The 24,016-nt window shown below is 69.9% G+C and carries 20 protein-coding genes and 1 tRNA gene; 1 reads left to right on the top strand and 20 read right to left on the bottom strand.

What is annotated here, in order from left to right; translation table 11 throughout:
* Positions 1–38 precede the first annotated feature (38 nt).
* The 16 genes from OG788_RS30370 to OG788_RS30295 form a co-directional block, all read right to left on the bottom strand.
* The gene (locus OG788_RS30370; RefSeq protein WP_351543461.1) at positions 39–1,391 is read right to left on the bottom strand and encodes an MraY family glycosyltransferase; all 1,353 of its coding nucleotides are present in this window, start codon (positions 1,389–1,391) and stop codon (positions 39–41) included.
* Between the two features lie 129 nt (positions 1,392–1,520).
* Positions 1,521–2,759 (bottom strand): serine hydroxymethyltransferase, encoded by a 1,239-nt coding sequence (glyA, locus tag OG788_RS30365; protein WP_406374516.1) that lies wholly within the window; start codon positions 2,757–2,759, stop codon positions 1,521–1,523.
* Positions 2,760–2,828: 69 nt separating this feature from the next.
* A complete protein-coding gene (locus OG788_RS30360) occupies positions 2,829–3,497 on the bottom strand; it encodes a protein-tyrosine-phosphatase (protein ID WP_351543455.1) in 669 nt (222 codons plus the stop codon).
* A complete protein-coding gene (locus OG788_RS30355) occupies positions 3,494–4,141 on the bottom strand; it encodes an L-threonylcarbamoyladenylate synthase (protein ID WP_266762819.1) in 648 nt (215 codons plus the stop codon). The genes OG788_RS30360 and OG788_RS30355 overlap by 4 nt, the downstream gene beginning before the upstream one ends.
* 101 nt (positions 4,142–4,242) lie before the next feature.
* The gene (gene prmC, locus OG788_RS30350; protein ID WP_351543452.1) at positions 4,243–5,088 is read right to left on the bottom strand and encodes a peptide chain release factor N(5)-glutamine methyltransferase; all 846 of its coding nucleotides are present in this window, start codon (positions 5,086–5,088) and stop codon (positions 4,243–4,245) included.
* Positions 5,089–5,124: 36 nt separating this feature from the next.
* The gene (gene prfA, locus OG788_RS30345) at positions 5,125–6,201 is read right to left on the bottom strand and encodes a peptide chain release factor 1 (protein ID WP_266762815.1); all 1,077 of its coding nucleotides are present in this window, start codon (positions 6,199–6,201) and stop codon (positions 5,125–5,127) included.
* 173 nt (positions 6,202–6,374) lie between these two features.
* Positions 6,375–6,596, bottom strand: a complete 222-nt coding sequence (gene rpmE, locus OG788_RS30340) for a 50S ribosomal protein L31 (protein ID WP_266762813.1) — start codon at positions 6,594–6,596, stop codon at positions 6,375–6,377.
* A gap of 148 nt (positions 6,597–6,744) precedes the next feature.
* The gene (locus OG788_RS30335) at positions 6,745–7,881 is read right to left on the bottom strand and encodes an LCP family protein (RefSeq protein ID WP_406374515.1); all 1,137 of its coding nucleotides are present in this window, start codon (positions 7,879–7,881) and stop codon (positions 6,745–6,747) included.
* A 210-nt stretch (positions 7,882–8,091) separates the two neighbouring features.
* Positions 8,092–9,789 carry a trypsin-like serine protease gene (locus tag OG788_RS30330; RefSeq protein ID WP_406376887.1) on the bottom strand — a complete coding sequence of 566 codons (1,698 nt, stop codon included), beginning with the start codon at positions 9,787–9,789 and terminating at the stop codon, positions 8,092–8,094.
* A gap of 251 nt (positions 9,790–10,040) precedes the next feature.
* Positions 10,041–12,113 carry a transcription termination factor Rho gene (gene rho, locus OG788_RS30325; protein WP_406374514.1) on the bottom strand — a complete coding sequence of 691 codons (2,073 nt, stop codon included), beginning with the start codon at positions 12,111–12,113 and terminating at the stop codon, positions 10,041–10,043.
* Between the two features lie 388 nt (positions 12,114–12,501).
* Entirely contained in the window at positions 12,502–13,431 is a 930-nt protein-coding gene (gene thrB, locus OG788_RS30320; RefSeq protein ID WP_351543444.1) for a homoserine kinase, read from the bottom strand.
* A gap of 387 nt (positions 13,432–13,818) precedes the next feature.
* Positions 13,819–14,877, bottom strand: coding sequence for a threonine synthase (gene thrC / locus OG788_RS30315; protein WP_406374513.1), 1,059 nt, complete (start codon positions 14,875–14,877; stop codon positions 13,819–13,821).
* A 6-nt stretch (positions 14,878–14,883) separates the two neighbouring features.
* Positions 14,884–16,176, bottom strand: a complete 1,293-nt coding sequence (locus tag OG788_RS30310; protein ID WP_356751405.1) for a homoserine dehydrogenase — start codon at positions 16,174–16,176, stop codon at positions 14,884–14,886.
* A gap of 310 nt (positions 16,177–16,486) precedes the next feature.
* Complete coding sequence (lysA, locus tag OG788_RS30305) at positions 16,487–17,878, bottom strand: diaminopimelate decarboxylase (RefSeq protein WP_406374512.1); 1,392 nt, start codon at positions 17,876–17,878, stop codon at positions 16,487–16,489.
* 42 nt (positions 17,879–17,920) lie between these two features.
* On the bottom strand, positions 17,921–19,075 hold the full coding sequence (gene nrtL, locus OG788_RS30300) for an ArgS-related anticodon-binding protein NrtL (protein WP_406374511.1): 1,155 nt from the start codon (positions 19,073–19,075) through the stop codon (positions 17,921–17,923).
* A 657-nt stretch (positions 19,076–19,732) separates the two neighbouring features.
* Entirely contained in the window at positions 19,733–20,230 is a 498-nt protein-coding gene (locus OG788_RS30295; protein WP_351543424.1) for a response regulator, read from the bottom strand.
* A 158-nt stretch (positions 20,231–20,388) separates the two neighbouring features.
* Between OG788_RS30295 and OG788_RS30290 the strand changes: the two genes are divergently transcribed.
* Positions 20,389–20,460: transfer RNA gene (locus OG788_RS30290), tRNA-Arg, on the top strand.
* Positions 20,461–20,731: 271 nt separating this feature from the next.
* Here the strand turns inward: OG788_RS30290 and OG788_RS30285 are convergent.
* From OG788_RS30285 to OG788_RS30270, 4 genes are read right to left on the bottom strand one after another with little or no spacing between them, the layout of a single operon-like run.
* Entirely contained in the window at positions 20,732–22,120 is a 1,389-nt protein-coding gene (locus OG788_RS30285; RefSeq protein ID WP_406374510.1) for a tyrosine-type recombinase/integrase, read from the bottom strand.
* Complete coding sequence (locus OG788_RS30280) at positions 22,117–22,329, bottom strand: helix-turn-helix transcriptional regulator (RefSeq protein WP_406374509.1); 213 nt, start codon at positions 22,327–22,329, stop codon at positions 22,117–22,119. The genes OG788_RS30285 and OG788_RS30280 overlap by 4 nt, the downstream gene beginning before the upstream one ends.
* Complete coding sequence (locus OG788_RS30275; RefSeq protein ID WP_406374508.1) at positions 22,319–23,689, bottom strand: replication initiator; 1,371 nt, start codon at positions 23,687–23,689, stop codon at positions 22,319–22,321. The genes OG788_RS30280 and OG788_RS30275 overlap by 11 nt, the downstream gene beginning before the upstream one ends.
* The gene (locus OG788_RS30270; RefSeq protein ID WP_369484117.1) at positions 23,686–23,937 is read right to left on the bottom strand and encodes a hypothetical protein; all 252 of its coding nucleotides are present in this window, start codon (positions 23,935–23,937) and stop codon (positions 23,686–23,688) included. Before OG788_RS30270 ends, OG788_RS30275 begins: the two co-directional genes overlap by 4 nt.
* Positions 23,938–24,016: the final 79 nt, after the last annotated feature.

Here is a 24,016-nt window from a genome sequence, read left to right as displayed (position 1 = left end):
CGATTTGGTCACGCGTTAGTCAGATTCTTACCTTCGCGTCAGCGCGAGGACTCGGCCTCACGCCGGTCCAGGAGTCGCGAACGGGTACCAATCGCCGTCGCTCCGTTGACTCCTGAGACTCCGGCGGCCACCGGAGCACGGTGCTCACGCGCCTCGTCCGGCCCGTCGGCGCCCGCCGTCTCGTGGGTGACGGACACCGCCGCCCCGGCCGCCGCGGCGGCCCTGCGACGGCGGTAGCGCGGCGGGACGAGGTGCTCGGCCCAGCGCGGGGCGCGCGGCGTGAAGCGCGGCAGCAGGAGCAGCACGAGCCCGACGGCGCTGAGCGCCGCGATGACGAGCACGCTCCACATGGCCCCGGAGTTGACCGAGTACGCGAGGGCGCCGAAGGAGATCAGCGCCGACCAGAAGTACATGATCAGGACGGCCCGGCTGTGCGAGTGGCCGACCTCCAGGAGGCGGTGGTGCAGATGGCCCCGGTCGGCGGCGAACGGCGACTGCCCGCGCCAGGTGCGCCGCACGATGGCGAGCACCAGGTCGGCGGCCGGGATCGCGATGATCGTCAGCGGCAGCAGCAGCGGGATGAACACCGGCACCGTCTGGTGCACGGTGTTGCGCTCGGAACCGGAGAAGAGGTTCATCACGTCGGGGTCGATCTGCCCGGTGATGGAGATCGCGCCGGCGGCCAGCACGAGCCCGATGAGCATCGACCCGGAGTCGCCCATGAAGATCCGCGCGGGGTGCATGTTGTGCGGCAGGAAGCCCAGGCACATGCCCATCAGGATCGCCGCGAACAGCGTCGCCGGGGCGGCCGCCTCGATGCCGTACGAGTACCAGATCCGGTAGGCGTACAGGAAGAACGCGGCGGACGCGATGCACACCATGCCGGCGGCCAGTCCGTCGAGGCCGTCCACGAAGTTGACCGCGTTGATGGTGATGACGACGAGCGCCACCGTCAGCAGCGTGCCCTGCCACTGGGTCAGCGCGACCAGCCCGACCCCGGGGATCGGCAGCCACAGGATCGTCAGACCCTGGACGACCATCACACCCGCGGCGATCATCTGGCCGCCCAGCTTGATCAGGGCGTCGATCTCGAACTTGTCGTCCAGCACGCCGATCAGCCAGATCAGGGCCGCTCCGGAGAGCAGGGCGCGCGGTTCGTTGGAGTTCGAGAAGACCGCGTTGAGGTTCGTCAGGTGATCGGCGACCAGCAGGCCGGCGCACAGTCCGAAGAACATCGCGATGCCGCCGAGCCTCGGCGTGGGTTCACGGTGCACGTCGCGCGCCCGGATTTCCGGCATGGCTCCGGCCACGATCGCGAATTTCCGTACCGGCCCTGTCAGCAGATACGTCACCGCGGCCGTGATGCAGAGCGTCAGCAGGTATTCACGCACGGGCTTCCCCACAGGTCTCGCTGGCCATCACAGCCCCACACCCTAGCGATGCACGCATACGGTTGAGGACTTCCAGGTAGCGACGATGGTTGCACGAGTGGCTGTGCAGCCCGGTACGCGTACCCCCGATCAGTCCGGATAAGGCGGAAATCTTCCCGTCAGCTCCCGCACTTCCTCACGCGCTGTCCTGCCGTCGATCTCCTCCCGCAGCACCCCCGCGAACAGCGCGGCGACCCGTGCCATCTCCGCCTCCCCCATCCCCTGCGTGGTCAGCGCCGCGGTGCCGAGCCGCAGACCTCGGGCGTCACCGTGAGGCAGCGCACAGGTGTCGAGGACCATACCGGCGGCGGCGAGCCGGCCACGCGCGGTGCGCCCCTCGACACCGAGCGGCGCCGGATCCGCGGCCAGCAGATGGGTGTCGGTGCCGCCCGTGGTGATCACGAGCCCCTCCGCGGCCAGCCCCTCGGCCAGCACCCGCGCGTTCGCGACCACCTGATGGGCGTACCCCGTGAACGCCGGGGTCGCCGCCTCGCCGAACGCGACGGCCTTGGCCGCGATGGTGTGCATCTGCGCACCGCCCTGGGTGAACGGGAAGACGGCCCGGTCGACGCGCTCCGCCAGCTGGCTCCCGCACAGGATCATGCCGCCGCGCGGTCCGCGGAGCACCTTGTGGGTCGTCGCGCACACGACATCGGCGTACGGCACCGGATTGGGCGCCGCTCCCCCCGCGACGAGCCCGATGGGGTGGGCGGCGTCCGCGATGAGATAGGCGCCGACCTCGTCAGCGATCTCCCGGAAGAGCGCGTAGTCGATGTGCCGGGGGTAGGAGATCGATCCGCAGACGATGGCCTTGGGCCGACGGGCGCGGGCCAGGGTGCGCACCTGCTCGTAGTCGATGAGCCCGGATTCGGCCTCGACCCCGTAGCCGACGAAGTCGAACCAGCGGCCGGAGAAGTTCGCGGGCGACCCGTGGGTCAGATGGCCGCCGAAGGGCAGGCCCATCGCCAGCACGGTGTCACCGGGACGCAGCAGGGCGGCGTACGCCGCGAGGACGGCCGAACTCCCCGAGTGGGACTGGACGTTGGCGTGATCGGCGCCGAAGAGGGCTTTGGCGCGGTCGATGGCGACACGCTCGGCGACGTCGACGATCTCGCAGCCGCCGTGGTGGCGGGCGCCGGGATACCCCTCGGCGTACTTGTTCGCCAGCGGCGAGCCGAGCGCGGCCAGCACGGCGGGCGAGGTGAAGTTCTCGGCCGCGATCAACTGCAGCGTGGTCGACTGCCGGTCCAGCTCACCGAGCAGGATCTCGGCGAGCTCGGGGTCCTGACGGCTCAGGACATCCGCTTCGAGCGTGGTTGCGACCGGCATGGTGGACTCCGGGCCTCGGCGGGGACGCTTAGGTCCAATGTAGAACCGGGACCGGTGGGACGCCCGGTGTCACGTCCGAGCGGGTACCCCTGTCAGAGCGGTGACGACCGGATCCAGTGCCTCGTTGATCTCGTCCCCGATGGACCGGAAGAACGGCAGCGGCGCCCCGTAGGGGTCGTAGACCTCGTCGGCCTCCGCGGTCGGGGCCAGCAGCCAGCCGCGCAGTGCCGCGGCGGCCCGCACCAGGGCGACGGCGCGTTCGACCACGCCGTCCTGGAGGGGCGGCAGGGTCGCCGTGTCTATGGCGCGGACCAGGCGGGTGAACTCCTTCAGGGTGAAGGTGCGCAGGCCCGCCGAGTGGCCCATGGAGATGACCTGGGCGCGGTGGTCGCGGGTGGCCGTCAGGACCAGGTCGGCGCGGATGACGTGGTCGTCGAGCAGCTCGCGCCCGACGAAGCCGGAGGGGTCCGCGCCGAAGTCGGCGAGGACGGTCTCGGCGTTGGCCTCCATGGGCGCGCCCTCATGGCCCCAGGTGCCGGCGCTCTCCACGATGAGGCCGCCCCACAGGGGGTCGCCGAGCCGGTCCGCCAGGGCATGCCGCGTCAGCCGCTCGGTGATCGGCGAGCGGCACACATTGCCGGTGCTGACGTGGAGGATGCGGAAGGACCCCCTGGGGGACCCACCGGTCCCCGTGATCCCCGTGCCTATCCATCCACGCCCCGCGTCAGGGGCTGTCAATTCGCCACCTCGAGGTCGGGTACGACCTTCCGGAGCTCCTCCGCCGACAGTGCGCCCGCGCGCAGCAGCACGGGCACCTTGCCGGTCACGTCGACGATGGAGGAGGGCACGTTGCCCGGGGTCGGACCGCCGTCCAGGTAGACCGAGACGGAGTCGCCGAGCATGTCCTGCGCGGCGTCGCAGTCCTCCGGCGCGGGGTGGCCCGTGAGGTTGGCGGAGGAGACGGCCATCGGGCCGACCTCCGTGAGCAACTCGATGGCGACGGGGTGCAGCGGCATGCGGATCGCCACCGTGCCCCGGGTGTCCCCGAGGTCCCACTGGAGGGACGGCTGGTGCTTGGCGACGAGCGTCAGGGCGCCCGGCCAGAACGCGTCGACGAGCTCCCAGGCCATCTCGGAGAAGTCCGTGACGAGGCCGTGCAGGGTGTTCGGGGAGCCGATGAGGACAGGGGTGGGCATGTTGCGGCCCCGGCCCTTGGCGTCCAGCAGGTCGGCGACGGCCTCGGAGGTGAAGGCGTCGGCACCGATGCCGTAGACGGTGTCCGTCGGGAGGACCACCAGTTCGCCACGGCGGACGGCGGACGCTGCCTCACGCAGACCTGTGGTGCGGTCGGTCGCGTCGTTGGTGTCGTATCGCCGTGCCATTTAGCGGGCCTCCTCATACACGTACTGCTGGCTGGGGGTGCGGGGAAACGCGATGCGCGCGCACACGACGGCGCGGTGCGCCGGAACACCCTGGGCGGTGCTCACGGCATCGCCTTGCGGGCGGTCGCGAACCGCGGCCGGTTGTTGAGGTCCGGGTGGTCGGCCGCGTCGGCCCAGCCCCGCTCCTCGGTGAAGATCCACGGCACCTGGCCGCCCTGGGTGTCGGCGTGCTCGATGACGACGACGCCGCCGGGGCGCAGCAGGCGGTGCGCGGTGCGCTCGATGCCGCGGATGAGGTCGAGTCCGTCCTCCCCCGAGAAGAGGGCGAGTTCGGGGTCGTAGTCCCGGGCCTCCGGCTGCACGTACTCCCACTCGGTGAGCGGGATGTACGGAGGGTTGGAGATCACCAGGTCGACCTGGCCGTCGAGGTCGGGGAAGGCCGCGAGGGCGTCTCCCTGGCGCAGGTCGACCCTGGACCCCTCGACGTTCTTGCGCGTCCACCGCAGGGCGTCCTCGGACAGCTCCACGGCGTGCACACGGGAGCGCGGGACCTCCTGCGCGAGGGCGAGCGCGATGGCGCCCGATCCGGTGCACAGGTCGACGATCAGCGGTTCGACGACGTCCATCGCGCGGACGGCGTCTATGGCCCAGCCGACCACCGACTCGGTCTCCGGGCGGGGGACGAACACGCCCGGCCCCACCTGGAGTTCGAGGTAGCGGAAGTAGGCGCGCCCGGTGATGTGCTGGAGCGGCTCGCGGGCCTCGCGGCGCGCGGTCACCTCCCAGTAGCGGGCGTCGAAGTCCGTGTCCTTGACACTGTGCAGCTCGCCCCGCTTCACGCCGTGCACGAAGGCGGCGAGCTCCTCCGCGTCGTTGCGCGGCGAGGGCACGCCGGCGTCGGCCAGCCGCTGGGTGGCCTGGGCCACTTCCGCGAGCAGCAGGTTCACGCTGGTCCTCCGGGGCTGAGCTGTTGTCGTTTGCTGTTATGCGTTGGCGAGCTTGGCGGCCGAGTCCGCGTCGACGCAGGCCTGGATGACGGCGTCGAGCTCTCCGTCGAGGACCTGGTCCAAGTTGTACGCCTTGAAGCCGACGCGGTGGTCCGAGATGCGATTCTCCGGGAAGTTGTACGTACGGATCTTCTCGGAGCGGTCGACGGTGCGGACCTGGCTGCGGCGGGCGTCCGCGGCCTCCCGCTCCGCTTCCTCCTGCGCCGCCGCGAGGAGCCTGGAGCGCAGGATACGCATCGCCTGCTCCTTGTTCTGCAGCTGGCTCTTCTCGTTCTGGCAGGAAGCGACGACTCCGGTGGGAATGTGCGTGATGCGCACCGCGGAGTCGGTCGTGTTGACGGACTGGCCGCCGGGGCCCGAGGAGCGGTAGACGTCGATACGGAGATCGTTCGCGTGGATCTCGACGTCGACCTCCTCGGCCTCGGGCGTGACGAGCACACCGGCGGCGGAGGTGTGGATGCGGCCCTGCGACTCGGTCGAGGGCACCCGCTGCACGCGGTGCACACCGCCCTCGTACTTCAGCCGGGCCCAGACGCCCTGGCCGGGCTCGGTGGCACCCTGGCCGCCCTTGGTCTTCACCGCGACCTGGACGTCCTTGTAGCCGCCGAGCTCGGACTCGGTGGCGTCGATGAGCTCGGTCTTCCAGCCGACGCGCTCGGCGTAGCGCAGGTACATGCGCAGCAGGTCACCGGCGAACAGGGCGGACTCGTCGCCTCCGGCGCCCGCCTTGATCTCCAGGATGACGTCCTTGTCGTCGCTCGGGTCGCGCGGGACCAGCAGCAGGCGGAGCTTCTCGGTGAGCTCCTCGCGCTGCTTCTCCAGGTCCTTGACCTCGGCCGCGAAGTCGGGGTCGTCGGCGGCGAACTCCTTCGCCGTCCCGATGTCGTCCCCGGTCTGCTTCCAGGAGCGGTACGTCGCGACGATCGGGGTCAGCTCGGCGTAGCGCTTGTTGAGCTTGCGCGCGTTGGCCTGGTCGGCGTGCACCGACGGGTCAGCGAGCTTCTTCTCCAGATCGGCGTGCTCGCCGATCAGTTCCTCGACCGCCTCGAACATCTCCGGCTCCAATGGACTGTCCCCCGCTCCATGACGGGCTCGGGGACGTAGGTACGGCGTGGGGGTCCCCCTGCTCGAACGGGTTCGAGGGCCTGGGGGCGGGGGCTGGACCGCAAAGCGCCGGTCCCGGCGTCCCCGTGCAGGGGACACCGGAGACCGGCGCTGTGGGCTCGCTACTTGTTGGCAGCTGCAGCCTTGCCGAAGCGGGCCTCGAAGCGGGCCACACGGCCACCGGTGTCGAGGATCTTCTGCTTGCCCGTGTAGAACGGGTGGCACTCGGAGCAGACCTCGGCGCGGATGGCGCCGCTGGAGATCGTGCTCCGCGTGGTGAACGACGCGCCACAGGTGCAGCTGACCTGCGTCTCGACGTACTCGGGGTGGATGTCGCGCTTCAAGGTGTCTCCTAGATTCGGGAGGGCGCCGGGTCGCCGCCGCGGGATGCGGGTGCGTGAACCGGGACCGACGTACCAGTCTGCCAGCACTGGCCGTATCCCCCAAAACGGGGGGACGCGACGATCTATTCCCAGGGGCTCCGCGGGCAGGTCAGCCGGGGCTGACGACGCCCTTCGCGGTGCCGGTGGCGGTGCCCTTGGTGGCCGCCTTCGGGATCGGCCGGTCGTCCTTCAGCGCCTTCCAGACCAGCGCGGCCTTGTCCTTGTCGACCAGGACGCGGTTGGCGTCGGCGCTGTCGTACTGGACCGGCATCGTCACCATGGTCATGTGGGACGAGCTGATGCCCTTGAGGCCGCTCGCGAAGGAGGCGAGGTCGGCGACGGTGCCGATGTCGGAGTCGGTGGTGACCGTCTTGGTCGCGGTGTCGGCGAGGTCGTACAGCTTTTTCGGGCTGGACAGGATCCCGATGTGCTTGACCTGGTCGACGAGCGCCTTCATGAACGCCTGCTGGAGCTGGATGCGGCCGAGGTCGGAGCCGTCGCCGACGCCGTGCCGGGTGCGGACCAGGCCGAGTGCCTGCTTGCCGTTGAGTTCGTGCGATCCGGCCGTCAGGTTCAGATGGCTCTCGGGGTCCTTGATGTCCTTGGTCGTGGTGACCGTGACGCCGCCGAGGTCGTCGATCAGCTTCTGGAAGCCGCTGAAGTCGACCTCGAGGTAGTGGTCCATGCGGATGCCGGTGACGGACTCGACGGTCTTCACCGCGCAGGCGGCGCCGCCGGTGGAGTAGGCGGAGTTGAACATCACGCCGGAGGCCGCGTCGTGACGGGTGCCCTCCGCGTCGACGCAGGACGGCCGCTCGATGAGGGTGTCGCGGGGGATGGAGACCACGCTGGCCTTCTTGTGGCCCTTGTACACGTGGACGATCATCGCGGTGTCGGAGCGGGCGCTGCCGTCGTCGGTGCCGCCGCCCAGCTTCTTGTTGCCGCCGGAGCGGCTGTCGGAGCCGAGGACCAGGATGTTCTCGGAGCCGTTGTCGACCTTCGTGGGCCGTTCGCTGCCGAGCGCCTGGTTGATGTCGACGTTCTTGAGGTTGCCGTTGAGCTTGAAGTACAGGTAGCCGGCTCCGGTACCGCCGAGCACCACGACGCCCGCCGCGGTCCAGGCCGTGACGAGCAGGGCCTTGCTCCGCGTGCTGCGGGTCTTGCGGCGACGGCCCTTGGCCCGGGACGGGGTGCTGTTGCCGGGGTCGCCCGGTATGGCGGGCTCCGGCGTGCTCTCGGCAGGCATGTGCTCCTCGGTTTCCTTTGCGGTCGGTTACCCCCAGCTATCAGGGCTAGGCCCATCCGGTCGTGACGAGGCGTACCGCTCCATGGTCACTCCGTACGGTCAGACTGGGAAACCCGGGAAAGGGTTGCACAACGCAGCGTGCCCACCGCGTAACGCGATGGGCACGCTGCGTGTTCGGCGAGACCGGGAAATGCCCGCTCACCTGCGGTGTCAGCCGAAGATGTCGTACTCCTGGAAACCGGTGCCGACCGAGATCCGCGTGGCGAAGATCTCGCTGGTGGCCTTGCCGGTACCCGGGTACAGGTACAGCGTGCCGCCGGACGTGCGGGCCAGGAAGTCGGCCTTGCCGTCGCCGGTCACGTCACCGACGGCGTCGAAGGCGTTGTAGCTGCTCCACGTGCGCACCTTGATGCGGGTGGAGAAGGCTCCGCTGCCGGTCTTGCCGGTGCCCTTGTACAGGTAGACGTACGAGCCGGTCTTGCTGCGCGCGATCAGGTCGGCCTTGCCGTCACCGGTGAAGTCGCCGTGCCCGCGCACCGAGTTGTACTGGCTCCAGCCGGTGCTGACCTGGACACGCGACGAGAAGGTGCCGTTGCCCTTGCCCGGGTACTGCCACATCACTCCGGAGGAGTCGACGGAGAGCATGTCGGGCAGGCCGTCGCCGTTGAGGTCACCCGGCGCGATGATGCGCTGACGGGTACCCCAGCTGCTGAAGATCTTGTCGGTGGCCCAGTCGTCGATCGACCTCAGGTAGTGCATCCAGTAGACGTCTCCGCTGCCGCTGTCGCGCACCACGAGGTCCTGGTAGCCGTCACGGTTCAGGTCGGTCTGGAGGACGACGTTGACGCCGTCCCAGCCGCCCCACGACACGCGCGCGGCGAACGAGGTGCCCTTGGAGTCCTTGGAGTAGCCCGTCTTGGTCGACGCGTTACGGACCCACAGGTCGGCCTTGTGGTCGCCGCTCAGGTTGGTGTCCTCGACACGCGGGTAGGCGGCACCGACGTAGGTGCTGACCTTCGAGAAGACGCTGTACGCGCCCTTCTTGACGCAGTCCTCGACACCCCAGGAGACGACGCCGACGATGCGCCCGTTGACGATCAGCGGGCCGCCGGAGTCACCGTTGCAGGCGGTGGTGGTGCCGGTGTCGGTGCCGGTCGCCTTGGTGCCCGCGCAGACCATGTGGCCCTCGATGAAGTCGTCCTCACCGAGGACCGACTGCATGGCCGTGTTGCACGTGCTGTCCGAGTTGATCGGCAGCGTGGCCGTCTTCAACGTGTCGGAGATGTCGTCGGTGGTGGAGCTGGTGCGGCCCCAGCCGTAGAGCGTCGCCTTGGTGCCGGACGCGTACGACGCGGTGTCACCGGACGTCGTCATGCGGATCGGCTTGGCGGAAACGGGGTTCGCCAGCGTGATGACCGCGATGTCGTTGTCGATGGTCGTCGAGCTGTACGACGGGTGGTTCCACTGCCGCCAAGGAGCGCTGACCGTGGCCCCTTCCGGCAGAGTGCTGCCGCTCGCCAGCTGCGAGGTGCCGGTGATGACGGCGCCGTTGGCCTTCCAGTCGTAGCCCTTGACGCAGTGCGCGGCGGTGAGGATCTTCGTCGGCGACACGACCGAGCCACCGCAGAAGAAGCCGATCTCGTTGGCCTCGTCGTAGTACCAGAGCTGGGCCATGAACGGGGCCGTGCTGATGCTGGTCGTGGTGCCGCCGATGATCTTCGGGTCGATCTTCGCCGTGCTCGTACCGGCGCTCAGCGACGACTTCTGGGTCGTCCGGCCCGCGATGTCGTCACCGGCGACGGCCCCCGCCACACGCTTCTCCAGCTCGGCCAGGGACGGCGTCGAGTGGGCGGGCCGCACGGTCGGAGTGGGCGGCGTCGTGCTGGGCGCGGCGTTCGCGGACGACATCAGAAGCGCACCGGCGACCGCGGCGGCGAGGCCGGCTGCGGCGACCGGCACGGCGATCCGTATACGGCGTCTGTGCCGACCGCCTCCGGACGTGGACGTATCCACTCAAGTCCCCCCTCAGAGTCAAGAGTTCAGATCTGCTTCAGCAGAAGTTCAAGGGCGCGATCGTACACGTGTCCCGGGCAGCACAAAGGACCGCCCCCGTCACGTGCGTGACGGGGGCGGTCCCTGGTGGTTCTTGCCCTGAGGACTCAGTCGTTGCTGTTGCCCGGCGACGGCGTCGTCTTCTGGATCTGGAGCAGGAACTCGGCGTTCGACTTCGTCTGCTTCATCTTGTCGAGCAGCAGCTCGATCGCCTGCTGCTGGTCGAGCGCGTGGAGCACGCGGCGCAGCTTCCAGGTGATGGCGAGCTCGTCGCTGCCGAGCAGCAGCTCTTCCTTACGGGTACCGGACGCGTCGACGTCCACCGCCGGGAACACGCGCTTGTCGGCGAGCTTCCGGTCGAGCTTGAGCTCGGCGTTGCCGGTGCCCTTGAACTCCTCGAAGATGACCTCGTCCATGCGCGAGCCGGTGTCGACGAGCGCGGTGGCCAGGATGGTCAGCGAGCCGCCGTCCTCGATGTTGCGCGCGGCACCGAAGAAGCGCTTCGGCGGGTACAGCGCGGTCGAGTCGACACCACCGGACAGGATGCGGCCGGAGGCCGGGGCGGCGAGGTTGTACGCACGGCCCAGACGCGTGATCGAGTCGAGCAGCACGACGACGTCGTGGCCCAGCTCCACCAGACGCTTGGCACGCTCGATGGCGAGCTCGGCGACCGTGGTGTGGTCCTCGGCCGGGCGGTCGAAGGTCGAGGAGATGACCTCGCCCTTCACCGACCGCTGCATGTCGGTGACCTCTTCCGGACGCTCGTCGACCAGGACGACCATCAGGTGGCACTCGGGGTTGTTGTGCGTGATCGCGTTGGCGATCGCCTGCATGATCATGGTCTTGCCGGTCTTCGGCGGGGCCACGATCAGACCGCGCTGGCCCTTGCCGATCGGTGCGACGAGGTCGATGATCCGGGTCGTCAGCACACCCGGGTCGGTCTCCAGGCGGAGCCGGTCCTGCGGGTACAGCGGCGTCAGCTTGTTGAACTCCGGTCGCCCGCGCCCGGAGTCGGGGGCCATGCCGTTGGTCGAGTCCAGGCGCACGAGCGCGTTGAACTTCTCGCGGCGCTCGCCGTCCTTGGGCTGACGGACCGCGCCGGTGACGTGGTCACCCTTGCGCAGGCCGTTCTTGCGGACCTGGGCGAGAGAGACGTAGACGTCGTTGGGACCCGGCAGGTAGCCCGACGTACGGATGAACGCGTAGTTGTCGAGGATGTCGAGGATGCCCGCGACGGGGATCAGCACGTCGTCGTCGGCGACCTGCGGCTCGGCGATCTCGTCGCGTCCACGGCGCCCACGGCGGTCCCGGTAACGGCCGCGCCGGCCGCGGCGGCCGCCCTCGAAATCGTCGTCGTCCTGCGGACCGTTGTCGCGCGGTCCGTTGTCACGCGGTCCGCTGTCGCGCGTCTGCTGGCGGTCCTGACGGCCGCCGCCCTGCTGCTGACGGTCCGGACGGTCCTGGCGCTCCTGACGGTCCGGGCGCTGCTGCCCGCCGCCCTGGCCGCCCTGCTGCTCGTCGCCCTTGTTGCCGCGGCGGTCGCGGTCACGGCCGCCCCGGTCGCGGTCACGGCGCTCACGGCGCTCACGGCGGCCGTCGGCACCCTCGGCGTCGCCCTGCGGCTGCGCCTCGGCCTTCGGCTCGCTCTTCGCCTCGGCGGTGACCGTCTCGGGGCTGCCCGCGTCGGCGGTGGCACGGCGACGGCGGCGCTCGGCGGGGGCGTCGTCTCCCCCGCGCTCGGCGTCGCTCGTGCGGGAGGGGCCGCCGGCCGGCTGGCCGGGGATCTCGATCTGCTGCTGGGCCACGGCCTTCTCGGCGGCGACCTTCTCGGCCTTCGTCTCGGCCGGGGAGGCGGCCTCGTCGCTCGTGCGGGCCTTCGAGGTGGTCCGGCGCTTCGGCTTGGTCTCGGCGGCGTCGTCGGATGCCGACTTGGCCGGAGCACCCCCTCCCGCCTGCGCCTCCTTGATGACCTCGATCAGCTGGCTCTTGCGCATACGCGCGGTGCCCCTGATTCCGAGGCCGGATGCGACCTGCTGCAGCTCGGCCAGCACCATGCCTTCGAGGCCGGTACCGCGGCGTCGCCTGGAGCCGGCACCGGTGGCAGGCGCGGAGGCGTCCGTGGCGGGCGCGGCAGCGGTCTCCTCGACACGTGCGCCCATCAGATCGGTGGTGTCGCTCACGAAGGGTCCTTCCCTGGAGCGGACGTCGGCCTGTCTGGCTCGGCGACCGGTTGTGCTGTCCGGCTTTGGTCCTTGCTATGTGGACCGTGCCGGGGCGGTGGTCCGCCAAAGCGGCGGAAGACATATCTGGTGATGACGATTCCGGAGCCGTGGCACTGAGGTTCGGTGTCATCGGCTCGGTCACGCCGGTTCCGGAGCGTGCTCAGCACTGCTCAGCGCATAGCACCCAATGCAAGGCACAAAGCAGTTTGGGAGGCTCCCGGAAGAATGGGTGTCCCGGACGGGGACGCGAAGCACCTCGCCATGGTGGGGTCGGGTGCAGACTTGAGGTTAACACTACCGGATCCAACAAACATTCCCCCTCTCCAAATCCGGCAACCGTGCGTCGTCAATTGACCCCGACAGGTGCGAGCGGCAACACGCACGCCCCCTGGGCGTCGAGGTCCAGACGGTTGGCGGCCCAGCTCTGACCTGCGAGATCGGCCACCTTGTCGGCCGACGCCCGGTCCGCCAGCGCGAGGACCGTGGGTCCCGCGCCGGAGATCACCGCCGGGATGCCGTCGGCGCGCAGGCGCTCCACGAGAGCCGCGCTCTCGGGCATCGCCGGAGCACGGTATTCCTGGTGCAGCCGGTCCTCGGTCGCGGGCAGCAGCAGCTCGGGGCGCCGGGTCAGGGCCTCGACGAGCAGGGCGGCGCGCCCCGCGTTGGCGGCGGCGTCGACGTGCGGAACAGTGCGCGGCAGCAGGCCGCGCGCGGTCTCGGTGAGCACGGGCTTCCCGGGCACGAAGACCACCGGAACGATGGAATCGGCGGGCTCCATCCTGATCGCCCGCGCGGCGCCGGACTCCATCCAGGAGAGCGTGAAACCGCCGAGCAGACAGGCCGCGACGTTGTCGGGGTGCCCCTCGATCTCGGTCGCGAGCTCGAGGAGCGCGGTGTCGTCGAGCCTGCTGTCCCCGCCTATCGTCACCGCGCGGGCGGCGACGATGCCGGCGCAGATGGCGGCGGAGGAGGAGCCGAGACCCCGGCCGTGCGGAATGCGGTTGGCGCAGACGATCTCGAGGCCGCGCGGCTGTCCGCCCAGCAGATCGAAGGCGGTGCGCAGGGAACGTACGAGGAGATGGTTCTCGTCGCGCGGCAGCGTCTCGCTGCCCTCACCCGCGATGTCGATGTGCAGCCCGGAGTCGGCCACCCGGACGACCACGTCGTCGTACAGCCCCAGTGACAGGCCGAAGGCGTCGAAGCCCGGGCCGAGGTTGGCGCTGGTGGCGGGGACGCGCACCCGGACGGCGGCGGCGCGGAACGCTGGACCGGCCATCGCTCGATGACTCTCCTTGAGCTGCGTGATGTACGAGATTTTCGAAGAACTGCGACATGAACTGACTGCGACAGACGGGCACGAGGACCCGGAGGCCGCAAGGACGGCGCGGCACCGCGGCATATGCGGCGGGCGGGTTCGGTACAGCCTATCGAAGGAAGGTTCTGTGGCGACATAGGGCGCACAGGAGGCGCACGATGCGTGTCGTAAGCCCCCCGTGCACCCCCCGGCGGGTCGCCGTGGGGCAACCCTCCGGAGGGCGGGCGGATTCCGTCTGCTTTCCGACGGTTTTCCGCCCGCCTTCGGCGCGTTCTGCCATGTTCGGCGCGTTCCGCCATGCCCGACGGCGCCGGCCGGCCCCGCCTGGCGGGTTCACGCCTGGCGGTTTTACGCCAGTCCGAGCCGCTCCGCCGCCGTCGCCGCGTCCACCGGGACCGTGACCGGCTGCGGGGCGCCCGCGACGGCCCAGTCGGGGTCCTTGAGACCGTTTCCGGTCACGGTGCAGACGATGCGCTGCCCCGGGTCGACCTTGCCCTGCTCGGCGGCCTTCAGCAGACCGGCGACGGACGCGGCGGACGCGGGCTCGACGAAGACACCCTCCTGAGCGGCCAACAGCCGGTAGGCGCGCAGGATCTCACGGTCCGTCACCTCGTCGATGAAGCCGCCCGACTCGTCCCGCGCGGCCAGCGCGAACTTCCACGAGGCCGGGTTGCCGATCCGGATCGCGGTGGCGATCGTCGACGGGTCCTTGACGACCTCGCCGCGCACGATCGGCGCCGAACCGGACGCCTGGAACCCCCACATGCGCGGGGTGTGCCGGGCGATGCCGTCGGCGGCGTACTCCGTGTACCCCTTCCAGTACGCGGTGATGTTGCCCGCGTTGCCCACCGGAAGGACATGGATGTCGGGCGCGTCGCCGAGCATGTCCACGATCTCGAAGGCGGCGGTCTTCTGGCCCTCGATGCGCACCGGGTTGACCGAATTGACCAGCGCCACCGGGTAGTTGTCGGACAGCGAGCGCGCCAGCGTCAGACAGTCGTCGAAGTTGCCGTCGACCTGGAGGATCTTGGCGCCGTGGATGAGGGCCTGGCCCATCTTGCCGAGCGCGATCTTGCCCTGCGGCACGAGGACGGCGCAGACCATCCCGGCGCGCACGGCGTAAGCGGCCGCGCTCGCCGAGGTGTTGCCGGTGGAGGCGCAGATGACGGCCTTCGCGCCCTCCTCCTTCGCCCGGGTGATGGCCATGGTCATACCGCGGTCCTTGAAGGACCCGGTCGGGTTGGCACCCTCCACCTTGAGGTGGACCTCGCAGCCCGTGCGCTCGGAGAGCACCTGCGCGGGCACGAGCGGCGTGCCGCCCTCACGGAGCGACACGACCTGCGTGCTGTCGGACACCGGAAGCCGGTCCCGGTACTCCTCGATGATTCCGCGCCACTGGTGGGTCATTGCTGGTTACTCTCCTTCAACCCGCATGATGCTGGCGACACCCCGCACGGTGTCGAGGCTGCGCAGCGCCTCGACGGTCCCGTTCAGGGACGCGTCGGACGCACGATGAGTGACGACGACGAGGGAGGCCTCGCCGTCCTTGCCCGACTGACGCACGGTATCGATGGACACCCCGTGCTCGGCGAAGACGGTGGCGACCTGAGCGAGAACGCCAGGTTTGTCGGCCACGTCGAGGCTGATGTGGTAGCGCGTGACGACCTCGCCCATGGGCGAGACGGGCAGCTGGGTGTACGCGGAGTCGCCGGGCCCGGTGGCACCGCCGAGCCTGTTGCGGCAGACGGCCACCAGGTCGCCGAGGACGGCGGAGGCGGTCGGGGCGCCGCCCGCGCCCGGACCGTAGAACATCAGCTGACCGGCGGCGTCCGACTCGACGAACACGGCGTTGTACGCGCCGCGCACGGAGGCCAGCGGGTGGGTCAGCGGGATCATCGCGGGATGCACGCGCGCGGTCACCGATCCCCCGTCGGCGGCCCGCTCGCACAGGGCGAGCAGCTTGATGGTGCAGCCCATCTCCTTCGCCGAGGCGAAGTCGGCGGCGGTGACCTCGGTCATGCCCTCGCGGTAGACGTCGTCGAGGCGCACCCGCGTGTGGAAGGCGATCCCGGCGAGGATGGCGGCCTTGGCGGCGGCGTCGAAGCCCTCGACGTCGGCGGTCGGGTCGGCCTCGGCGTACCCGAGCGCGGTGGCCTCGTCGAGGGCCTCCTGGTAACCGGCCCCCGTGGAGTCCATCTTGTCGAGGATGAAGTTGGTGGTGCCGTTGACGATGCCCATCACCCGGTTGATCTTGTCGCCGGCGAGGGACTCGCGCAGCGGCCGGATCAGCGGGATGGCACCGGCCACGGCGGCCTCGTAATAGAGGTCCCTGCCGTGCTGCTGCGCCGCCGCGTGCAGGGCGGCACCGTCCTGGGCGAGCAGGGCCTTGTTCGCGGAGACGACGGAGGCGCCGTGCTCGAACGCGGTGGTGATCAGCGTACGGGCGGGCTCGATGCCGCCGATGACCTCGACGACGACGTCGATGTCCCCGCGCTTGACGAGGGCGGTGGCGTCGGTGGTGACGAGATCGGGGTCGATGCCCTCGCGCACCCGGGAGGGCCGGCGGACGGCCACGCCCGCCAGCTCGACGGGGGCTCCGATCCTGGCCGCGAGGTCGTCGGCGTGCGTCGTCATGATGCGCGCCACCTCTGAGCCGACAACCCCGCAGCCCAGCAGCGCCACCTTCAGCGGACGCGTACGCATCATCCGACCTCGTTTCCTCATACCGTCTTCGGTTGGACCAGTCTCACTCACCGGACGGGAGTTTCTACCCTTCGTCCGGATCGTGAGACGTCTATTTCATTTTTCTGCTAGGTGACGACAGGAGATCTTCCGCCCGTTAAACGCGGGTACCTCCGATCGCCCGCCGTCACCACCAGGCACCCGCCGTCACAAACGGGCAACCGACATCACACCCGAGGCATCCGGCGCCACACCCCAGCATCTGGCGTCACGCCCGTGCAACTGGAGCATCTGGCGTCACGCCCGTGCCTCTGGCGCCTCACCCCTCACTCCCTCACCCCACGTCGAGACGCAGGAGGTCCTCCTCCGTCTCGCGGCGGACGATCACCCGCGCCGCGCCGTCCTTCACCGCGACGACCGGCGGGCGCAGCGCGTGGTTGTAGTTGCTCGCCATGGACCGGCAGTACGCGCCCGTCGCCGGGACGGCGATGAGGTCGCCCGGGGCCAGGTCGGCGGGCAGGAAGGCGTCCTTCACGACGATGTCACCGCTCTCGCAGTGCTTGCCGACGACGCGCACCAGCATCGGCTCGGCGTCCGAGGTGCGCGAGACGAGGGCGACGCTGTACTCGGCGTCGTACAGCGCGGTCCGGATGTTGTCGGACATGCCCCCGTCCACCGAGACGTACGTCCGCAGACCGTCGAGCGGCTTGATGGTGCCGACCTCGTACAGCGTGAACGCGGTCGGGCCGACGATGGCGCGCCCCGGCTCCACGGAGATCCGCGGCGTACGCAGCTTCGCGGCCTCGCACTCGCGCGTCACGATCTCGCTCAGCGCCTTCGCGATCTCGTGCGGCTCGCGGGGGTCGTCGTCGCTGGTGTACGCGATACCGAGGCCACCGCCGAGGTCGATCTCGGGCAGCTCGACGCCGTGCTCGTCGCGCACCGCGGCCAGCAGCGCGACGACCCGTCGGGCGGCGACCTCGAACCCGGCCATGTCGAAGATCTGCGACCCGATGTGCGAGTGGATCCCCACCAGATCGAGCGCGTCGAGCGCGAGCGCCCGCCGTACGGCCTCGGCGGCCTGACCGTCGGCGAGCGCGATCCCGAACTTCTGGTCCTCGTGCGCCGTCGCGATGAACTCGTGGGTGTGCGCCTCCACGCCCACCGTCACCCGGATCTGCACCCGCTGCCGCTTGCCGAGGGACTGCGCGATGTGGGCCACCCGCACGATCTCCTGGAAGGAGTCGAGCACGATCCGCCCGACGCCGGTCTCGATGGCCGTACGGATCTCGTCCTCGGACTTGTTGTTGCCGTGGAAGGCGATGCGGTCGGCGGGCATCCCGGCGGAGAGCGCGGTCGCCAGCTCACCCCCGGAGCACACGTCCAGGTTGAGCCCCTCCTCGTGCAGCCACCGCACGACGGCGCGCGACAGGAAGGCCTTGCCCGCGTAGAAGACGTCGGCGTCGTGCCCGAACGCGGTGCGCCAGGCCCGCGCCCGCTCCCGGAAGTCCGTCTCGTCGACGAAGTACGCCGGCGTGCCGAACTCCTCGGCGAGCGCGGTGACTTCGAGCCCTCCGACGCTCACGACACCGTCGCCCGTACGGCTGACGGTGTGCGACCACACCTTCGGGTCGAGGGCGTTGAGGTCGGCGGGCGGCGCGCTGTAGTGGCCCTCGGTGAGGACATCGGCGTGACGGGGCCCGGCGGGGTGTGCGGAACGACTCATGTCTGTAGAGCTTTCTGCTGTGTCATCTGTGTCATCTGGTGATCAGAGATGTTCGGGTGCGCTGATGCCGAGCAGGGACAGGCCACCGGCCAGCACCGTCCCGGCGGCTTCGGCGAGCGCGAGCCGGGCACGGTGGGCGGCCGAGGGTTTCTCGTCGCCGAACGGCAGCACGACATGCTGGAAACCGAGAAGAGCGTCCGCGGTGACGACAAGATGCCGCGCCACCCGATCAGGCGCCCGATCCCGCGCGGCGACCCGCAGGACATGCGGATACTCGGCGAGAGCGACGAGGAGCTCGGCTTCGTGGGGAGGGGTGGGGAGGACGAGGGTGCCGGGGGTGGGGGTGCCGGGGGCGGGGGTCGCGGGGGCGGAGGTCCCAGGGGCGGGGGTCGCGGGGGCGGAGGTCCTGGTGGAAGCGTGTGGGCGGCGAGCGTCGGTGAGGGCGCCGGTGTGGACGACGGGACCGTCCGTGGGGCGGTCCGCAGGGTGCGCCCCCAGCGGGGCCGGGGCACGCGTGAAACCGAGGGTGGCGGCGTTACGGCGGAGGGCCCGGGTGCGGGCGTGGGCGTAGCGGACGCGGAAGAGAGGGTTGCTCTCGCGCTGGAGAAGGTGGTCGGCGCTGATCCGGGGCCGATCGTGGGGCGCCGGGTGAAGCAGCGCCCAGCGGGCGGCGTCGAGGCCGAGCGGGGCGGGGTTCTCCGGCGCGGGCACGGGCCGCAGGTTCACGGGCTCGGCGTGGCGGACCTCGGCGCGCCCGCCCTGGGTGGCGACGATCCGTACGAGGGTGTCGGCGACGACCTCGGCCCGGGTGTCGTAGGGCACGCGCAGCTCGACGACCTGCCCGGTGAGGGTGTCACCGTGCCCGTACCGGGTCCCCTGCTCCAGGATCTCTTCCACCAGGGCGGCGGACGCTCCACCCCCGAGGGTGATGTTGAGGAAACCCGGTCCGGTGACGACCACGTCGGCGACACCGGGGGCATCCGCGATGTGCGGCCGAAGAACGCCGGCGACCTCCCGGGCCGGCAGCTTGGCCGGACCGGCCAGCCGCAGCGCGATGTTCGTCGCGTAGTCCCCACATCCGCCCGGCCCGGGCGGGGTGACCGCAGCGCTCGCGGGAACGGAGACGGACAGTTCCCCCACGTCGACAGCACGACGCACCGCGCGCAGCACGGTACGGGAGAGCTCGACGGGAGTCACGGGACAAGCCTAGGGGAGGAGGGGGGTGGGTAAGCGAGCCAGTTTGGGCGATGGTCCGGGATGTGGACGGGAGGGGAGTGGGCGGGGCGGGTGTCAGGGGGCCTTTCGGGGTGGACTACAGGCGCATCTCAGTGATCGGCGGGTCCGGCATGGGCCGTAGGCCGAGGGGAGCGTGCGCTGAGCTCAACGGCTGACTGCGCGGAGCGGGATACAGGGTGAAGGGGAAGCGGGATACAGGACGAAGGGAACGGGCGCTGGACACCCAGGCCGGCCGGACACCGGGAGGTCGGGTTCCGGGAGGCCGGATCGGGGGAGGTCGGATCCCGGGAGGTTGGATGCCGAGACGGGGACTGATCGGAACGCCGCCCCCGCCCGCCGCTCGCCCCTCGGTGCCAGAGCGAGCGGGCACATCTCAGCAATCAGCCGGTCCGGCACAACTCGGCAGGTGGGGCGCCGTGCTCCGAGGCCAGGCGCTCACCGTAAACGCCCTCCAGGCCCGGCATTACACCCTCGGCGACGGAGGGGCGCCAGAGGAAGGGGACGAGCCTCATCGATTTGCGGGTCAAGCACAGCCCAGCGACCGGGTTGCTCCACGCGAGTCGGGCCGGCCTGACCATCTGATCGGGGCGCCAAGACGACCAACCCCCAGGGTCGGACTCAATGACCGGTGCGTCCCGCACCCTCGGTCTCCTCGACGGCGCCGCCCACGACACCACCGCCCACCTCACGCCGCTCCATCAACTGCCGCACGAGCCGCACGAGTTCGGAGGGCTCGAAGGGTTTGGCGAGAAAGGCGTCGACACCGACGTCGAGCCCGCTCTCTACCTCGTACTGAGTGCAGGCGCTGACGATGGCGATGGGAAGACTCCGCGTCCGGGGATCAGCACGCAGCCGAGCGGCGGTTCGCAGTCCGTCGAGCCGAGGCATCACGACATCGAGTGTGACGACATCGGGCCGAACCTGGTGGACGACGTCCAGACACTCGGCACCGTCAGCCGCGGTCACGACCTCGAGACCCTCCAGCTCGAGATTGACCCTGATCAGCTGCCGGATGACCTTGTTGTCGTCCACAACAAGCACTCGGCCGGACGCGCCTGGCACAACTCGAGAGTAGGTGCGCGCCCACCGCCGCGTCCGGGTTTTCCCCACTTCCACCCCGTGCGGACCCCGTCACCCACGGCAGCCACAGCCCCACTCCCGCGAGCGCTCCCCCACTCCCCACAACGCCACCCGCCGCGACCAAAACACGTGGCGATCACCCCGGAAAGAGCTGGTAGGGTTCTACCCGTCGCCGCACACAAAGCGCCCGACACGCCCCCGTAGCTCAGGGGATAGAGCAACGGCCTCCGGAGCCGTGTGCGCAGGTTCGAATCCTGCCGGGGGCACCCCTTATGAGGTGCCTAAAGACCCCGTCACCAGCGGAAACGCTGAGGCCGGGGTCTTCGCGTATCTACAGTCATGCGCAGGCGGACGCCGCCGAAAGCAGCCGTTTGCCAGTGATCACGTTGTAATGACGTGTTGATCTTGAAGGGCTTCGCGGCAGGTCAGAGGGCCTGCGCCCCACCTCCGAACGAAGCTCTGTGGACCATACGTGGACGGGCGCGAGCCCCGGACCGTTCCCAGTCCGGGGCTCGCATTCGCCAGGCGTGCGGTTGATCAGTCTGTGGTGTCGTCCTCCTCCCCCAATCCCTGCATGATCCGGTCGTTCATCTCCTGCTCCTGGCCGTCGATGCACTTGGCATAGATCTTCAGAAGGACGTCCACCGAGTGGCCCGCGCGTGCGGCGACCTCCGGGGCCGGGACACCGGAGTTGAGCCACTGGGAGACGCCCGCGTGACGCAGGTCGTACGGCCGGAAGGCGAGGACCGAGGCCACTTGATCGGGGACGAGGGCGAGTTCCCGCGCCTGCTTCCACGCACGCGAGTACGAGGAGGCTGCGATCACGTTGCCCCGCTCACTGGAGAAGAGCCGGCCCTCCTTCGCCGTGCCGAACTCCTTCAGGTGCTCGCGCAGTAGTCGCACCAGCGGAGGTGGAATCGGCACGATGCGCACCTCGCCCTGGGCCCGCTGCTTCAGCCCCCGCCGGTCATGCGCCTCGCCGGAGTCGGTCCACGCCTTCCCCGCCGAGGGACGCGTCTCCGCCAGCTCGATACGTCCCCAGCCCGACGCCGGAAGCGTGCAGTCGGATCGCCGGAGCCCGAGTGCCTCGCCCGGCCGCATGGCCGCGTAGTACAGGCATCCAAAGAACGCCCGTAGCCTCCGGCCACTTGCCCGCTCGAAGCCGCCCACATAAGTGAGCGCGGTCAGCAACTCCCGAGCCTGCCGCGGATTGACCACCACGCGCCGGTCGACTTCCTGTACCGCGCGCTTGCCACGCTTGCGCCGGACCCGACTCAGCGGGTTGGACGTGAGGTGCTCCAGCTCCACCGCGTATTCGAGCGCGTTGAAGACCACAGCCCGTCTACGCCGATACGTCTGCGTCGCCGCAGGTTTGCCATCCAGCCTCCGCCCCAGTCCGTCGATCAGCTCATGGACACGGGCGATCTCTTGCAACTCTCCGACCGGAAGCGACGCTTTCTCGATCCAGCGGACAGCCGAGGCGATCTCCTCCGGCCGCTCCCGGTCCCTGCGGGGCAGAGGCAGGACGTACGAACGGAGAGCGCGACGCAACGCCTCCGGGGCCGGCCGCCCCCGTCCCGGCTTGACGAGGACGGGAACGACCGTCGCCAAGGCATCGGTCATGCTGTCCCGATGCTTGGCAGATGCCTCCGACCACCGGGCATCGACGTACTTGATCGCCAAGTCGAGGAAGGACAGAGCCGCCTTCCCACCGCGCAGGGAGTCGGGCAGACCCGTCACCGTGTCGAACGGCTCGCCCTTGTCCAATGCCCGCACCAGCTTGGCCCGGAAGCGATCGGCCAGCGCCTTGGTCTTGTGCGACTCACTGAACGGCTGACTGTCGACCACCCAACGCACGAGGTAAGTCGGCTTCTTGGTGGTCTTGTTGACCGACAGCTTCCAGACGGAAGCCTTGTAGGACTTCACGACGCCACCCCCTCCGCCCGCTCTTCCAACCAGCTGCTGAGCACGTCTCGCCGGACCCGCAACTCGCCGTTCGGCAGCCGTATGCAGGCCGGGGCGATGCGGAGCTCCCGCCAGCGATAGAAGGTTCGCCGGGAGATGCCGCCCAGCTCGTCGAGGACCTGCCTCACGGTGAGCAGTTCGGCCGGCTTCGCACGGTTGTCACGCACCATGGGAAGCACCGCCCTCCCGGACAGAGGCAGCAAGGAGCGCCGCCTCCGGCGAGTAGCCGCGCCCGGCATAGCGCCACTGACCAACCGTGACGGTTGACCTCAAGTCGATGCCGAGGGCGGTTCGCTGCTCCTCCGCGCGATGTTCTGCGCGGGCCTGCCGGAGTGCGGTCAGGGTGGTGGAGTAGCGGCGCGACTTGCTGGAGAAGTGGCCGCCGTATCCGAGCATGTGCGCCCAGCGCCGTAAGCCGAGCGGCTCGAAGTCGGGCAGACCACCGAGCCACCAGCACGTACCGATCATGCGGAGCACGTGGGCGCGTACGGGCAACAGGACAAAATCCCGAGGCCCATGGATACGGCCATCCACCGCGCCTGCTGTCTCGGCCCCCTTCGTCGCGTACTTGGCGATGTAACCGGCCACGGCCGACGAGGTCAGCCGCTCCCCCGCTCCGAAGGCGAAGATAGGACGTACGTCGATCTGCTGCCCGAACCGCAGCAAACGCGGGCCGACGATGTCCGGTCCGGGAGCCAGGAGCCGCACCCTCTCGGCAGCACCGCGGACAGCCTCCGAAAGCAGGGCAGTCGTGGCCCAGCCCGGCGGAGTCGAGTTGGCCCCCTCCCGGCCGTCGAGGCGGATGACGGCATGGAAGTGGACCAGTCCGCGCCGTTGGTACTCGGCGACCTTGGCGTACGACAGCCGGGCGCTCTCGCTGAACTCCCCGCGGGAGAGCCCAGCCGTCCGGGAGATCTTGCGGCGCAGCTCCAGGACGAAGCGGTGCCAGAGCCCACCTGATTGTGCCTGCCAGAGCACAGCTCCGGCGTAGTCGTAGCAGCGCGGGCAGAGAGGCTCCCCGAGCTGCGGGTCGTCGTCCGCGTGCCGTGCGTGGCACCCGGCCGGCGATCCGTGCGGACAGAGCGCCCCAGACTTGCGGGGTCGGCAGGCCCGTACGCGGCCGTCGCGCTCCCGACGAGTGTGGACCGGGCCGAAGCCAGGAGCGGTGAGCGTCGCGAACACCCGAGGGTGGCCACCGACTTCCTCCCCCACGTTCTTGCCGCCGACCAGTCCGGCACGGATCAGTTGGTACGTGTCCGCCTGGTAGATGCGGGCGCAGGTCGGGCAGACCGTCGCCCGGCGGTTGCCGCATTGGGTGAGCAGTCGGCCGCCGTAGACGTTCGAGTCGTACGAGAGCAGGGCCTCGCCGGTCGATGAGTCCACGACCGTGGCGGTGCCGACGAGGTGAATCGGGTTGGTGCAGCCGCCGAGACGGATGATCTGGCGTCGCCAGGCCGCGAAGCCCGGCTCTCCGGCCCTGTCGATCAGCGCGGAGACGTCCTTCGGGACAGTCGGGGAAGGCTTGGTCATTGACGGCCACCGCCGCCGAACGCCTGCCACATGACGGCAGAGATCCCTTGAGGTCGAGTCTTTGCGCTGAAGCGAAGTGTCGGATCGGTGAGCCAGAGGGCGGCAGCGTGCGCCGGGCAGAGCCAGCGTTCGAAGCCGTCGAGTCCGACGAGAACGACCTGTTCCCGTCCGACGCAGGTCGGCTGTTCTCTGTCCCGCAGCTCGCATTCGAGCGGAGGGGATTTGCGCGGACGATGCGCGGTGGACAAAGTGAGGGTGCTCCTTTCACTGCTCACGTGGCGGATGGAGTGGGTTCCTGACGGGGTCGGGTTTGGCGACTTCGCGCCC

Source organism: Streptomyces sp. NBC_00647 (assembly GCF_045207245.1).
In the GTDB taxonomy this organism is placed as follows: domain Bacteria; phylum Actinomycetota; class Actinomycetes; order Streptomycetales; family Streptomycetaceae; genus Streptomyces.
The sequence above is the reverse complement of the archived record's forward strand: the minus strand, read 5'-3'. Positions and strand labels throughout refer to the sequence as shown.

What these genes read in the sequence shown, in the direction of transcription:
- thrC (WP_406374513.1), bottom strand. Translation starts at nt 14,877, where the DNA reads ATGACCCACCAGTGGCGCGGAATCATCGAGGAGTACCGGGACCGGCTT.
- prfA (WP_266762815.1), bottom strand. Translation starts at nt 6,201, where the DNA reads ATGTTCGAGGCGGTCGAGGAACTGATCGGCGAGCACGCCGATCTGGAG.
- OG788_RS30330 (WP_406376887.1), bottom strand. Translation starts at nt 9,789, where the DNA reads ATGTCGTCCGCGAACGCCGCGCCCAGCACGACGCCGCCCACTCCGACC.
- OG788_RS30355 (WP_266762819.1), bottom strand. Translation starts at nt 4,141, where the DNA reads ATGGCACGGCGATACGACACCAACGACGCGACCGACCGCACCACAGGT.
- thrB (WP_351543444.1), bottom strand. Translation starts at nt 13,431, where the DNA reads ATGGCCGGTCCAGCGTTCCGCGCCGCCGCCGTCCGGGTGCGCGTCCCC.
- OG788_RS30335 (WP_406374515.1), bottom strand. Translation starts at nt 7,881, where the DNA reads ATGCCTGCCGAGAGCACGCCGGAGCCCGCCATACCGGGCGACCCCGGC.
- OG788_RS30310 (WP_356751405.1), bottom strand. Translation starts at nt 16,176, where the DNA reads ATGATGCGTACGCGTCCGCTGAAGGTGGCGCTGCTGGGCTGCGGGGTT.
- OG788_RS30280 (WP_406374509.1), bottom strand. Translation starts at nt 22,329, where the DNA reads ATGGTGCGTGACAACCGTGCGAAGCCGGCCGAACTGCTCACCGTGAGG.
- OG788_RS30275 (WP_406374508.1), bottom strand. Translation starts at nt 23,689, where the DNA reads ATGACCAAGCCTTCCCCGACTGTCCCGAAGGACGTCTCCGCGCTGATC.
- glyA (WP_406374516.1), bottom strand. Translation starts at nt 2,759, where the DNA reads ATGCCGGTCGCAACCACGCTCGAAGCGGATGTCCTGAGCCGTCAGGAC.
- lysA (WP_406374512.1), bottom strand. Translation starts at nt 17,878, where the DNA reads ATGAGTCGTTCCGCACACCCCGCCGGGCCCCGTCACGCCGATGTCCTC.